Below are 13,030 nucleotides of genomic sequence, written 5' to 3' on the forward strand. Positions count from 1 at the left end.
TCGTCCGCCACGCCCTGCAGCAGCGTGCGCACCCGCACCCGGTCCTCGTCCCCGAAGTGCCGGCTGGCACAGATCATCCGCACCAGCGGGTCGTCCAGGACGACGGAGCGCCCCAGTTCCTCGGCCAGGCCGTCCACCAGCGCCTGCAGCACTTCGCCTCCCGCACGCGCGCGCCGGATCCACATCGCCATGATCAACTCCTTCCTGGCCCGCCATTCATACAAGGAGCGAAGCGGAAGGACAACGTTCAACAAACCGAGGATCCGACGGCTCCACCCGACCGGGGCGGGCGGTCACCCGGGACGGCGCCGAACCCCCGGAGGGAGCCGCACAGGGACTTCCGGGGCGAACCGGAGGAAGGCCAAAAGGCTTTCAGCGCGGCGGAGTTCACCCCTGATGGCGGCCGGGCCGGGATGACCCTTCGGCCGTGCCGCTCCCCGGCCGCCGGACCGGGCGGACAGGACGGGAACGAGGCCGAGGAGCGCCCGCACACCCCGCGAACGGTGCGCAGAGTGTCGTATCGCGGTGCACCGCCAGCACATCGCCGCATGTCCGGACATCGGCCGGCCGGCCCCGGGGCCGCACCCGACCCGCCACCCTGAGCCGCCGGCCACCGCGTCGCCACGCCGCCGCGGGCCGTCAGCCCCGGATCGCGCCCGTCGCCAGGCCCGCGGCGATCCGGCGCTGGACGAGGAGGAAGGCGACGACCACCGGCAGCGCGGTGAGGGTCGCACCGGCCATCAGACCGCCGTAGTCCAGCCCGGCCCAGGGCGGGGCCGTGCCGGCGAACAGCTGCTTGCGGGTCATGTCCTCGAAGGAGAGCAGGACCATGTCGACCGGCGGGTAGCCGAGCTACACAAACCGTTTTTCGGCCATGGCCGTGCGACGGGAATCCTGATGGAACGTCAGATCGAGGGCGCCGGCACATGGGCGGATCCCCTCGGGGGCGCGGACGACCGACCGCGCCATCGGCCTCGACGATGGCGCAAAGAGGACGGAGATCGTCACAGTGGTCGACGGCGCGCGCCACCAGGGGGAGAAGGAAAGAGACTTGACGAACAGTCAGTTGACAACAGATGCGGATGCTGGCCGCTCAGGCACCGCTCCCCGACGCCCCGGGTTCACGGCCGAACGCCTTGAGGAAGGTGTCCACCGCAGCCCGGGCGATGCCGTTCAGCTCGGCGTCCGGGACCTGCCGGGTGCCACAGCGGGAACGGGCCTCCATCGGACCGGCGAGCAGCGCCATGAACTGTTCGGCGGCGCAGGCCGGGTCGGTGGCGTTCAGCCGCCCGGAGAGGGTCAGCCGGGCCAGCCGGTCGGCCATCGCCTCGGTGACCCGGTCGACGCCCCGGCCCTGGACGGTGTCCAGCAGGTCGGGGAAGCGGGCGACCTCCGAGTGGAGCAGCCGGCGCAGGGCCCAGGACTGTTCGCTGCGGTGGCAGAGCAGCAGGGCCTGGGCGACGGACACGAGCGCGTCGTGAAGGTCGTCGCAGGACAGGAGCAGGCCCTCGACGGCGGCCAGGTTCCGGGCCGTCGCCTCGTCGGCGGCGATGAGGACGGCCTGGCGGAAGAGGTTCGCCTTGTCGTTCAGGTGGTTGTAGACGGTCGGCTTGGCGACACCGGCCTCGTCCGCGATCTCCTTCACGCACGCGTTGGCGTAGCCCTGGCGGGCGAACACCGTGAACGCGGCGCTCAGGATGGCCTGCCTCTTGTCGATGCGGCCGCGCGGCGCCCCGCGTCCGGCCTCGACTGTCGCACGTGCTTCGGTCACCCGGTCATCGTACTCGCGGCGAACTCGACTTGGACTCACGGGTTCAAAATTGTGGACTTGTGGGTTGCGAACCTGACTGAGTGGCCGTTAGGTTCGAATCGTTGATCCAAAATCTTTGAGTCCGGCGCAACCCCACGCACTCGACCGGAGAAGCAGCCATGTCCCGAGACCGGGCCGATCGGCTCGCACCCCCACACCTGCTCGACGTCATGAGCGCGTCCGTCTCCCCCGGCGTCCGCCGGATCGTCCTGGACGCCGACGGCGCGGCCCTGTCCGCGCTGCTCTGCGAGCCCGAGCACGGCCCCGCGCGGGCCGTGGTCGTCGCCCTGCACGGCGGCGGCACCAGCGCGTCGTACTTCGACGGCCAGGCCGACCCTGACCAGTCGTTGCTGACCCTCGGCGCGCACCTCGGCTACACCGTCCTCGCCGTCGACCGTCCCGGCTACCGCGGGTCCGCCGGGCGCTTCCCGGACGGGCAGCGGCTCGCCGACCAGGCCGGTACCGTCCGCGCGGCCCTGCGGGACTTCACCGCCCGGCACGCCCCCGGCGCGGACCTGTTCCTGCTGGGGCACTCGCTCGGCGGCAAGCTCGCCCTCGGCCTCGCCGCCGACCCGGACGGACTCGACCTCGTCGGCGTCGACGTCTCCGGCTGCGGCCACGAGTACGCCGTCGACCCGCGCGACATCCTCGCGCCCGGCGGCAAACTGTGGCGGCAACACTGGGGTCCGGTGCGGCTGTACCCGCCGGACACCTTCCGCGCCGGCGGCCAGGTGGTCGCCCCGATGCCCGACCGCGAGAAGGCGGACGCCATCGCCTGGGCCGAGGACTTCGCCGCGCTCGCCCCGCGCGTGCGGGTGCCGCTCCGGCTCACCTTCGCCGAGTACGAGGCCTGGTGGCGCCACGACGACCGGGCATTGAGCGACCTCGCGGCCCGCTTCACCGCCGCCCCCCGGGTGCTGGTGGACCGCCAGCCGCAGGCCGGCCACAACATCAGCCTCGGCTGGGCCGCCCGCCCCTACCACCTGCGGGCGCTCGCCTTCCTGGCGGACTGCCTGGCCGCACGCGCCGCGGCCGGCCCCGCGCGGACGGCCGCCTGACCCGATCCGCCGCCGTACGGCAGTGGACCCCCCGAAGCTCCGGTGCGCGCAGCCGCGCGGACCGGCCGCCGGACTTCCGGCGAACCCACCCACCCACTGGAGGACACCATGAGCACTGTCACCGCCGAGCTCGAGTTCGACCTGGACCTGGACCTGGAGATCGTCGTGGAGGAAGGCGCCGTCGCCGGCGCGAAGTCCTTCACTGGGACCGGCACCTGCCTGTCCTGCCCGATCACCTCCTGGCTCTGCTGATCCGGTGACCGGTGCCGGGCGGTGCGCGCACTCCGCGTCCTCCGCCCGGCACCGACGCGCGCGCCCACGGGCCGCGCGGGACGACGGACGGACGGGACGGACGAGCGGAACGGGGATGGACAGGATGCGGACGGACAGCGGGACCGGCTTCGAATCGGCGGGAGTGGCGCTGCTCCGCGCGGCCGTCCTGCCACTGCCCGCGGACGGCGGCGGGTCACCCTCTCCCGATTCCGGTGACCCCGACCGCCTGCGGGCCGAAGTCGAACGCCTGGCATCCGAACCGGAGTTCATGGCCGCGGTGGACCTGGCGAGCCCCGCCCTGGCGGCCGAGGCCCGGCGGGTGATCGCCGGGGAGCCGCTCAAACCCCGCCGGTTGCGCCGCCTCGCCGTCTCGCTCCTCAAGTACCGGCTGCGGATGACCCACCGCGCGACCCCCTTCGGCCTCTTCGCCGGCGTCGCCGTCGCCGGCTTCGGAGCCTCGCCCGCCGCGGACCTGGGCACCGGGCACCGGCCGGTCAGCCGTCCGGACGCCGGGTGGCTGGACGAAGTGCTGAGCGCCCTGCTCGCCGACCCCGCGGTGCTCCGCGGCGGACGGCTCGTCGCCAACGCCCTGCGGGTCGAGCGCGAGGGGCGCCTGGTGCTGCTCGACGTCTACCAGGCCGACGGTGCAAGCCAGTTGCGCCACTCGGTCGGGCTGAGTCCAGCCGTGCGGTACCTGCTGGAGTGCGCGGCCGAGCCCGTCGGCTGGTCGGAGCTGCTGGCCCGGACGGCCGAGCGTTTCCCGCAGGCGGAGGGCGCCGCCGTCGACCGAGCCATCACCCAGCTCGTCCGCACCCGCTTCCTGTTAAGCGACCTCGTCCCGCCGCCCGAGTGCGCGGACCCGCTCCGGCACGTCCTGGACCGGCTGGACGGGCTCGACCACCCGGCGGCCGCGGCCCTGCGCGGTGTCCGGGCCTGCCTCGCCGCGCTGGACGCCGCCGCCCCGGGCGACCGGGGACGCGCGCTCACGGCGGCGCGCGAGCGGATGGCCGCACTGCACCCGACCGAGCACCCGATCCAGACCGACCTCGCCCTGGACGCCCGCGTCGTCCTGCCGGCGGAGGTCGCCCGCGAGGCCGAACGGGCGGCGGACGCCCTGTGGAGCGTCTCCCTGATCCGGCCCGGCAGTGCGCACCTGCGCGAGTACCACGAGGCCTTCCTGGAACGGTACGGCACCGACCGGGCCGTACCGTTGCTCGAACTGCTCGACGAGGGCCGCGGATTGGGACTTCCCGCGGCGTACCGTGCGGCCCCCGGACGCCCGGCCCCGCATCCGGGGGCGGAAGCCCGGGACCGGGTGCTCGGCGAACTCCTCCTCGCCGCCGTCCGGCGGGCGGCCGACGGCTCGGTGCCGGAAGTCCGGCTCGACGAGGGGGCGTTGGGCGACCTCGCCGGGCCGGTGTCGCGACGGCGCCCCGGCTCCCTCGAACTCGGCGCCGAACTCCTCGCCGACAGCTGGGAGTCGTTGTGCGCGGGCGACTTCCGGCTCGTCCTGGGCGGCAACCCGGGCTCCCCGCTGGCCGGTGCCACCTTCGGCCGGTTCGCCCACCTCCTGGGCGAACGGGCCGACGACGTCGCCGCGTTCGTACGGCGGGCCGGCGGCGGCGCCGAGCCCGGGGAACGCGCCGCGACCGTCGCCTACCGGCCCCGCGCGATCCGCTCGGGCAACGTCGCCGCCGTCCCGCAGTGGCTCCCGGACCGCATCCCGCTGGGCGTCGGCCCCGCCACGACGGAGGGCACCCGGGACCTGCCGGTCGAGCACCTGGCCGTCCACGCCGACCTCGACGGCCTCCGGCTCACCGACACCCGCAGCGGGGAGCCCGTCCGCCCGGTCTCGTACTCGATGCTCAACCCGGCCGGCGGGCACCTCCCGCACGTCGCCCGGTTCCTCCTGGAGCTCGGGCAGGAGGGCCAGGACTGGTGTCTGCCCTGGAACTGGGGCTCGTGGTCGACGGCCCCCGTCCAACCCCGGGTCAGCCACGGCCGCACCGTCCTCGCCCCCGCGCGCTGGCTGCCCGACCGCGAGCTGACCGCGAGCGCAGGAGGGCCCGACTGGGAGGCGGAGGTGGCGCGTTGGCGCGGGCGCTGGAGCGTGCCCCGGCACGTCCTGCTGACCCGCGCGGACCACCGCATCGCCGTCGACCTCGACCAGCCCCTGCACCGGACGGTCCTCGCCGAGGAACTCGCCCGCCCCGGGCTCGCCGTCGTGGAGCGCCTCGGCGCCGACCGCCCCGGCACGTGGCTGACCGGCCCGGACGGCCCGCACGCCACCGAGCTCGTCCTCCCGCTGCTCGCCGCACGCGAGCCCGCGAACCGCACCGCGCCGCGGCGGCGCGCCCCCCGCCCCCTGCCGGACCGGGCATCCGCCACCCACCTGCCCGGCGGGGAGTGGCTGTACGCCAAGGTCTACGTCCCGCAGGCGCGCCAGGACGGGCTCCTCGCCCGGCGCTCGGCGCTGCTCACGGACCCCGACCTGCTCGCCGAGGCCGGTGTCGACGACTGGTTCTTCCTGCGCTACGCCGATCCGGATCCGCACCTGCGGCTGCGCTTCCACGGCAAGCCCGCCGGCCTCTGGACGGCCCTCCTGCCCCGCCTGCACGGCTGGGCCGAGGACCTGCGCGACGCCGGGCTCGGCGGGCGACTCGTCCTGGACACCTACGACCCCGAGACCGAACGCTACGGCGGGCCCGCCCCGCACGACCGCGCCACCCGGGTCTTCCACGCCGACAGTCGACTGGTGATCGCCCAACTCACCTCCGGCAAAGAGGTGTTCGGCCTGTCCGGCACGGCGCTCGCGGCCCTCGGCGTGCTCGACCTCGTCACCGCCCTCGGCACCCCCGAGGAGGCCCTCGCCTGGCTGAGCGGCGAGCCCGTCCGCGCCCGCATCGGGGACGTCGACCGGGACGGCAAGAGGACGATGGCCGCACTGCTCGACGAGAACTGCCGGCCCGGGCCCGGGCTGACACCCGAGACGGCCGGGCCGTGGGCCGCACGGGCGGACGCCCTCGCCGACCTGCGCACCGCCCTGACCGCCGCCGCGACCTCTCCGACCCGCCGGGCGTCCATCGCGACGAGCCTCGCCCACATGCACTGCAACCGCCTCCTCGGCCCCCGCCCCGACGACGAGGCCCTGGCCCACGCGATCGCCCGCGAGGCCCTGTCCCTGCGCATCGACCGGAAGCGGCACGGCCGATGAGCACCCACGAGACCCACCGCACCGGGACGGCCCGGCCCGCCGCGCACCAGGAGCGACCGAGCGGCGCGGAACGGACCGCGCGCACGGCCCGGGCCGTCGCCCACCGGGTCGGCGAGCGCCTGCGTGACCCGCAGCACGTCGCCGAGACCGCCGGGCGGGCGTTCGCCACCGCCCCGGCCGACCTGCTGCTGCCCGGCTGGCAACCCGCCTCCGCCCTGCTCGGGCATGCCGGGATCGCCCTGCTGCAGATCGTCCGGGCGCGGCACGAGCCCGACTGGTCGTCCGTCGCGCACGCGCACCTGGCCGCCGCCGTCCGATCCGCCCCCGCGGCCGGCCCGGCCGGGGCGGGCGATCTGATCCTCCCGGCCCTGCTGCACGCCCGCCTGACCGGCGGATACGCCAAACTGCTCGCCCGCAGCACCGAGTTGGCCACCGCCCACACGGCGGCCGTGGTCGCCGCGCTCGACGCCCGGCTGACCGAACACGGGCCGGGCCTCTCCTACCTGGACTACGACGTCGTCGCGGGTCTCGCCGGCCGGGGCCGCGCCCTGCTGGCCGCCGCGAGCTCCGGAGACGAGCGCGTCGCGGCGGTCCTGTCCGACCTGCTGCGCCTGCTGGTCCGGCTGACCCGCCCCACCGAGGTGCGGGGCCGCGAGGTGCCGGGCTGGTGGTGCGCCCCGGAGCGCTACGTCGTCGACCGCGACCGGCTGGCGTACCCGTCCGGAGACTTCAACCTCGGTGCCGCACACGGGATCTGCGGCCCGCTCTCACTGCTCGCCCTCGCCCACCGCGCGGGAGTCGTGGTGCCCGGCGGGTCGGAGGCGATCCGCTCCGTCACCGACTGGCTCCTGGCCAGGGAGCTGACGGACGCGGCGGGCGCCTACTGGCCCGCGCGGATCCCGTACGAGGAGGAGACCGGCCAGGCCGTCGGCACCGGTGCGGCCACCCCCGGGCGGGCTGGTGCTACGGCGCGTCCGGCATCGCGTGGTCCCTCCACCTCGCCGGTGACGCCCTCGCCGATCCGGCGGTCGGGGCCCGCGCCCGGGACGCCATGCGCGCCGCCGTCAGCCGGCCGCTCCCGAGCACGATGGCGGACGACCCCGGCCTGTGCCACGGCCGCGCCGGCGTGCTGCACACCGCCGTGCGGATGGCGGCCGCGACCGGCGACCCGGCGCTGTGGGCGGCCGCGGACCGTGCCGCCGCCGAACTCGCCGCCGCCTTCGACGAGGACGCGCCGTTCGGATACCGCCAGCACGTCCCCACCGGCACGGGCCCCCGGTACCTGGACAGCCCGGCCCTGATCGACGGCGCCACCGGAGCGGCCCTGGCCCTGGCCGGCTACGCCGACGCGCGGGCCGATCCGGACGGGGCGGACGAAACCGACTGGGACGCGGCCCTGCTGCTGACCTGAGGCCGCCGACGCCGCCCCAAGGTCACGCGGGCGCGAGGACCGACAGCGCCCGCCGTCGGCGCGGCCGCGCGCGCCGCGCCTCCCCCCGCTCCCGCGTGCGCCGCGAGTCCCCGACAGCGGCCGCGAATCGCCAGCACATTGGGAGAACACCGCCCCCGGTAACCATCTTCTTGGAAGCGGCTGCCCCTCCGCTCTCCCACACCCGACGGCCGAGGTTCAGGCGAGGAGACCATGCGGGATGCAATCAGCGACGGCACGGGCAACCGCGTCGTCATCAAGGTGGGAACGTCGTCTCTGATCACCCGGGGAGAAGTCGACCCCGTCAAGCTCGACACCCTCTGCACGACGGTGGCGAAGGGCATCGAGGCCGGTCTGGCGCCGGTGCTCGTCACCTCCGGGGCGATCGCCCTGGGCCGCACCAGGCACGGCGATCTGACCCGGGACACGGCGGAGGCCGCACAGACCGCGGCGGCGCTCGGTCAGGGAATGCTGTACTCGGCGCTCCGTGCCCGGTTCGCCGCGTACGGCCTGGAGACGGGGCAGATCCTGCTGACCCCGCACGATCTCGTCGCGCCGGAACGCGGTGGCGGTGTCCGCCGCACGTTCGACCTGATGCGCTCGCTGGGCATGGTGCCCATCGTCAACGAGAACGACGCGCTGGGCGTGCGCAACAACGACGTCCTGGCCGCTCTGCTCGGCGGCTTCCTCGAAGCGCGGCTCCTGCTGCTGCTCACCAACGTGGCCGGCCTCTACGACGGCAACCCGATGCTCGCAGAGGGCGCCGTGCGCATCGCCGAGGTGACGGGTCCGATCTCCGAAGTCGAGGCGATGGCCGGAGGATCCACCGGAGACGGCGGAACCGGCGGCATGCTCGTGAAGCTGAGCGCCTGCTGGATCGCCGCGCACGCCGGGGTCCGCACCGTGGTGGCCGACGCCATGGACTCCACCGTCCTGATCGCGGCCTTCCGTGGCGACGAGGTGGAGGGAACCGTCTTCCCGCCGCGCACGACCCACGCCGCCGCGCCCGATCTCGGCCGCCTGTGGCGGGCCTTCCGGTACCCCCCGAGCGGGACCGTGGTCTGCGACGCCGCGGGGCGGCAGGCCGTCGAGTCGGGCCGGGCCCTGCTCGCCGGGAGCGTCGGCGTGCTCAACGGGCCGTTCGACCGCGGCGACGTCGTGGACGTCCTCGGTCCGGACTCCCGGGTGATCGCCCGCGGCACCGTCCGCCTCCGCGCGGCGGAGGTCCGGGCCGGCGACCGGTCCGCCTCGGAACTCATCGACGACTGTGACTACGTACGGATTTTTGGAGGCTAGTTGTGTCGGTAATCGAGATCTGCCGTGCTGCCGCGGAAGCGACCGCCGCCGTCAAGAGGCTGACCACGGCGAAGAAGAACCAGGTCCTCCTGGACATGGCTGCCGCCGTCGAGCGCAACCGCGACTCGATCATCAAGGCGAACGAGCAGGACATCGAAGCCGCCCGTGCGGCCGGTATCACCCCGACCCTCATCGACCGCCTGACCCTGACCGAGAGCCGGATGGCCGGGCTGGTGAACGCCATCCACACGGTGGCGTCGCTGGCGGACCCGGTCGGCGAGGTCGTCAAGGGCTGGACCCGCCCCAACGGCCTGCTGATCGAGCAGGTGCGGGAGCCGCTGGGCGTCATCGCGGTGATCTACGAGGCTCGGCCCAACGTCACCGCCGAGGTCGCCGCCCTGTGCCTGAAGACCGGCAACTGCGCGGTGCTGCGCGGTTCGTCCATGGCCGCCGCCACCAACGCCGCGATCATGGAGGCGCTGGCGGAGGCCATCGCCGAGCACGACGACGTGCCCCCCGCGGCCGTCCAGCTGATCTCGGACCCGTCCCGTGACGCCGCCCTGGAGCTGATGCGCGCCAAGGGGTACGTCGACCTGCTCGTCCCGCGGGGCGGCCCCGAGCTGATCGCCTCCGTCGAGAAGAACGCCACCGTGCCCACGGTGATCGACGGCGCCGGCAACTGCCACACCTACATCGACGGTTCCGCGGACCCGGACATCGCGACCGCGGTCACGATCAACGCCAAGACCTCACGGCCGAGCGTGTGCAACGCGATGGAGACCCTGCTGGTCCACGCGGACCTGGCGGAGTCCTGGCTGCCCGGAGTCCTCGACCTGCTGGCCGAGGCGGGCGTGGAGATCCGCGGCGACGAGACCGTCCGCCGCGTCTGGCCGAAGGCGGTCGCCGCGACCGAGGAGGACTGGGGCACCGAGTACCTGCGGCTCGTCCTCGCGGTCAAGGTCGTTCCCGACGCCGACGCCGCCTTCGCGCACATCCGCCGGTGGGGCACGTCCAACGCCGAGGGCATCGTGGCCAGGGACATCGACGTGGCGCGGCGCTTCGCCCGGGAGGTCGACTCCGGCAGCGTCTTCGTCAACACCTCCACCCGCTACTCCGACGGCGGCGAGTTCGGCTACGGGGTCGAGATCGGCGTCTCCACCCAGAAGCTGCACGTGCGCGGCCCGATGGGCCTGGAGTCGCTGACAACGGTGAAGAACGTGGTCTGGGGCAGCGGCCAGACGAGGGTCGTCTGATGGCCGGGCAGCCGCACGCCGCGACGGAGCGGTCGCTGCGCACCTCCCGGCTGATGGAGGGCATCACCCAGGCACTGTCGGTCCAGCACAACAACGTCGTCTACGACATGAAGGCCGCCGGACGGGACATCATCACGCTGTCCCTCGGCGAGGCCTTCTTCGACCTCCCCCTTCCGTCCTTCGACGGCCTCACCACGCCCGGCCTGCACCACTACTCGCACTCCCGGGGACTGCCGGAGCTGCGGAGGCTGCTCGCCAAGTACTACGGGTCCGGGTTCGCGCTCCCGGTGGATCCGGACACCGAGGTGATCGTCACCGCCGGTTCGAAGGCCGCCATCTACATGGCGCTGATGGCGATCGTCGACCCCGGCGACCAGGTGATCGTGCCCGAGCCGTACTGGCTGAGCTACCCGGCGCAGATCCGCATGTGCCAGGGCGAGCCGGTGATGGTTCCGCACGACGTGCCGGTCTTCGACTTCGAGCGGTTCGTCACCGCGCGCACCCGTGCGGTCATCATCAACAACCCGAACAACCCGAGCGGGCACGTCTACACCCGCGCCGAGCTGGAGTACCTGCACGAACTGGCCGACCGCCACGGGCTCCTGCTGATCGTCGACGAGGCGTACAACGAGTTCATCCCGCCGGGCGCCGAGTTCATCTCGGCCGGGTCGCTCGACCCGGAGAAGCGGCACACGGTCACGGTCAACTCGATGTCGAAGAACTACGGCGTCTCGGGCTGGCGGATCGGCTACCTCATCGCCAACGAACGGCTCACCGAGCAGATCCTGAAGATCAACCAGCATCTGGTCACCTGTGCGCCCACCATCCTGGCGGCCTACCTGGCCGAACGCTTCGACGACCTCCTGGACGTCACCCGGCCGCAGATCCAGCGCACCGTCCGGTTGCGCAACCGGGTCGCCGGCTGGTTCGCGGACGAGGGCATCGACACCATGCCCGGCACGTCGACCTTCTACCTCTTCGTCCACCTGGGCGGATCCGGCCTCGACTCCACCGAGTTCGCCGACCGGCTGCTGAGGGAGAGCGCGATCAGCGTGGTGCCCGGCATCGGGTACGGGGACTCCTGCGACCGCTACGTGCGGGTCTCCGTGGGCAGCGAGTCCGAGGAGCGCATCGCCCGTGCCGTGGCCGCGATCCGGGACCTCATCGAGAGCACCACGCCCGAGCACCCGACCTCCCGACCGCGGCCGAGGGTCGAATCCGGGGTGTGACCCGCAAGCCGCAGCGCCGAGTCCTTCCGGCCTCGCGGTCCCGACCGCGAGGCCGGAAGGAACCCGATCATCCGACAGCAACCCGAGGGGAAGGCCCATGACGAGGGACTCCGTCACACGCAGCTACGTCGAGCGGTGCCTGGAAGAGGGCAGCGCCTTGCGGAACCTCGTGAGCCGCGTGCCGTTCCCCAAGGAAGCCGACGCCGACTACCGGAGCATCCTCCTGCCCCGGCCGATGTTCGTGCCGCACGGCTCCATCGCCGCGTGCGCCGACGACCTGACGTCGCTGTTCCACGTCCTGACCTCGCTGCCGGACCGGCTCTTCGGCGGGGACGTCGACGGCTACTCCCGGGAACTGGGCATCGACCCCCGGCGGGCGGCGCTGATCCAGCGGCTCGGCGGCGAGATCACCCTCTACGGGCGCGCCGACCTCTACCGCGTCGACGGCTCCTTCAAACTCCTCGAGTTCAACATCAACAGCAGCGTCGGCGGGGTCTCCTGGTCGGACATGGCCAAGTACATGCTGGAGGTGCCGGAGTTCCGGGAGTTCGCCGACGAGCACGGCCTCGACTACGTCCACACCGGCGAGCGTTTCGTCCGGGCCCTGCGTGAGGCGTCGAGGACCGTCACCGGCGGTGCGCCACCCGTCGTCGGCGCGGTCGACTGCGACGGCGCCATGGCCAAGTACCGGAGCATGTACCTGAGCCTCCAGGAGATGATGCGCGGGTTCGGCATCGAGATGGTCCTCGGCGAGCTGAGCGAGGTCCGGGAGAAGGGAGGGAGGCTGTACCTCCAGGGCCGGCCGCTGGACGTCATCGCGCGCTACTTCACGGTGGAGGAGGTGGTGGCGAGCCCCGACGGCGAGAAGGTCCTGGAGCCGATCTTCCGGGCGCACGAGGAGGGCCGCGTGGTCCTGTGGACCACGATGCGCACGGGACTGGTGCACAACAAGGCCTGCCTGGCGATGCTGCACGACCAGAGGGGGCACGACGCCTTCTCCGCCGAGGAGAGGGCGCTGATCGACCGGATCCTCCCCTGGGCCCGGGTCCTGGACTCCGGGACCGTCGAGGCCGGGGGGACCACGGTGGATCTGCTCGACTACTGCCGGGAGCACCGCGAGAAGATCATCATGAAGCCCGTCAACGGATACTCGGGGATCGGCAGCTACGCCGGCTGGGAGCAGTCCGACCGGGACTGGCGGGAGCTCCTGGCCGGGGCCCGGGGGCGCGGGTACATCGTTCAGGAGAGGGTGGTCCCGGATCCGGAGCCGATCGTCGATCCGGAGAGCGGGGCCGTCCAGGACCACGACTCCGTCTGGGGCGTCTTCATCACTCCGGAGGGGTACGGCGGGGCTCAGGTGCGAGCCACACCTTCCGGCGGTCAGGCGGTCATCAACATGGGTGCCGACCGACGCGTCAAGGCGGCCCCCGTGTTCCGCCACGCTTCCTGAGACCGCGGAGGACTCCAC

The 13,030-nt window shown here is 73.5% G+C and carries 10 protein-coding genes and 2 pseudogenes; 9 read left to right on the plus strand and 3 right to left on the minus strand.

Features of this window, described 5'->3' with window-relative positions; all coding sequences use genetic code 11:
• The 3 genes and pseudogenes from ACWDBB_RS29910 to ACWDBB_RS29920 all read right to left on the minus strand — a co-directional run.
• A pseudogene (locus ACWDBB_RS29910) lies at nucleotides 1-191 on the minus strand (PucR family transcriptional regulator); the annotation flags it as partial.
• A 448-nt stretch (nucleotides 192-639) separates the two neighbouring features.
• On the minus strand, nucleotides 640-831 hold the full coding sequence (locus ACWDBB_RS29915) for a hypothetical protein (RefSeq protein WP_449792540.1): 192 nt from the start codon (nucleotides 829-831) through the stop codon (nucleotides 640-642).
• 262 nt (nucleotides 832-1,093) lie between these two features.
• Nucleotides 1,094-1,771: a TetR/AcrR family transcriptional regulator gene (locus ACWDBB_RS29920; protein ID WP_449792541.1), complete on the minus strand. Its 678-nt coding sequence runs from the start codon at nucleotides 1,769-1,771 to the stop codon at nucleotides 1,094-1,096.
• A gap of 209 nt (nucleotides 1,772-1,980) precedes the next feature.
• Here ACWDBB_RS29920 and ACWDBB_RS29925 point away from each other — a divergent pair, with 209 nt between their 5' ends.
• The 9 genes and pseudogenes from ACWDBB_RS29925 to ACWDBB_RS29965 all read left to right on the plus strand — a co-directional run bounded on the left by ACWDBB_RS29925 (nucleotide 1,981) and on the right by ACWDBB_RS29965 (nucleotide 13,012).
• Nucleotides 1,981-2,868: an alpha/beta hydrolase gene (locus ACWDBB_RS29925; protein ID WP_449792577.1), complete on the plus strand. Its 888-nt coding sequence runs from the start codon at nucleotides 1,981-1,983 to the stop codon at nucleotides 2,866-2,868.
• A 108-nt stretch (nucleotides 2,869-2,976) separates the two neighbouring features.
• A complete protein-coding gene (locus tag ACWDBB_RS29930; protein ID WP_402406701.1) occupies nucleotides 2,977-3,120 on the plus strand; it encodes a hypothetical protein in 144 nt (47 codons plus the stop codon).
• Nucleotides 3,121-3,244: 124 nt separating this feature from the next.
• Nucleotides 3,245-6,355, plus strand: coding sequence for a lantibiotic dehydratase (locus tag ACWDBB_RS29935; RefSeq protein ID WP_449792542.1), 3,111 nt, complete (start codon nucleotides 3,245-3,247; stop codon nucleotides 6,353-6,355).
• Nucleotides 6,352-7,242 (plus strand): annotated as a pseudogene (locus ACWDBB_RS29940) (lanthionine synthetase LanC family protein); the annotation flags it as partial. The gene ACWDBB_RS29935 and the pseudogene ACWDBB_RS29940, both read left to right, overlap by 4 nt.
• Before the next feature lie 92 nt (nucleotides 7,243-7,334).
• On the plus strand, nucleotides 7,335-7,766 hold the full coding sequence (locus tag ACWDBB_RS29945; RefSeq protein ID WP_449792578.1) for a lanthionine synthetase LanC family protein: 432 nt from the start codon (nucleotides 7,335-7,337) through the stop codon (nucleotides 7,764-7,766).
• Between the two features lie 231 nt (nucleotides 7,767-7,997).
• Entirely contained in the window at nucleotides 7,998-9,080 is a 1,083-nt protein-coding gene (proB, locus tag ACWDBB_RS29950) for a glutamate 5-kinase (RefSeq protein WP_449792543.1), read from the plus strand.
• Between the two features lie 2 nt (nucleotides 9,081-9,082).
• Complete coding sequence (locus ACWDBB_RS29955; RefSeq protein ID WP_449792544.1) at nucleotides 9,083-10,333, plus strand: glutamate-5-semialdehyde dehydrogenase; 1,251 nt, start codon at nucleotides 9,083-9,085, stop codon at nucleotides 10,331-10,333.
• Nucleotides 10,333-11,562 (plus strand): pyridoxal phosphate-dependent aminotransferase, encoded by a 1,230-nt coding sequence (locus ACWDBB_RS29960; protein ID WP_449792545.1) that lies wholly within the window; start codon nucleotides 10,333-10,335, stop codon nucleotides 11,560-11,562. Before ACWDBB_RS29955 ends, ACWDBB_RS29960 begins: the two co-directional genes overlap by 1 nt.
• 97 nt (nucleotides 11,563-11,659) lie before the next feature.
• Entirely contained in the window at nucleotides 11,660-13,012 is a 1,353-nt protein-coding gene (locus ACWDBB_RS29965) for a hypothetical protein (protein WP_449792546.1), read from the plus strand.
• Nucleotides 13,013-13,030 lie beyond the last annotated feature (18 nt).

This window comes from Kitasatospora sp. NPDC001095, assembly GCF_053598615.1.

Bases quoted from the DNA above. Each gene is read 5' to 3' on its own strand.
- ACWDBB_RS29960 (WP_449792545.1), top strand. From the start codon at position 10,333: ATGGCCGGGCAGCCGCACGCCGCGACGGAGCGGTCGCTGCGCACCTCC.
- ACWDBB_RS29915 (WP_449792540.1), bottom strand. From the start codon at position 831: ATGGTCCTGCTCTCCTTCGAGGACATGACCCGCAAGCAGCTGTTCGCC.
- proB (WP_449792543.1), top strand. From the start codon at position 7,998: ATGCGGGATGCAATCAGCGACGGCACGGGCAACCGCGTCGTCATCAAG.
- ACWDBB_RS29935 (WP_449792542.1), top strand. From the start codon at position 3,245: ATGCGGACGGACAGCGGGACCGGCTTCGAATCGGCGGGAGTGGCGCTG.
- ACWDBB_RS29930 (WP_402406701.1), top strand. From the start codon at position 2,977: ATGAGCACTGTCACCGCCGAGCTCGAGTTCGACCTGGACCTGGACCTG.
- ACWDBB_RS29965 (WP_449792546.1), top strand. From the start codon at position 11,660: ATGACGAGGGACTCCGTCACACGCAGCTACGTCGAGCGGTGCCTGGAA.
- ACWDBB_RS29925 (WP_449792577.1), top strand. From the start codon at position 1,981: ATGAGCGCGTCCGTCTCCCCCGGCGTCCGCCGGATCGTCCTGGACGCC.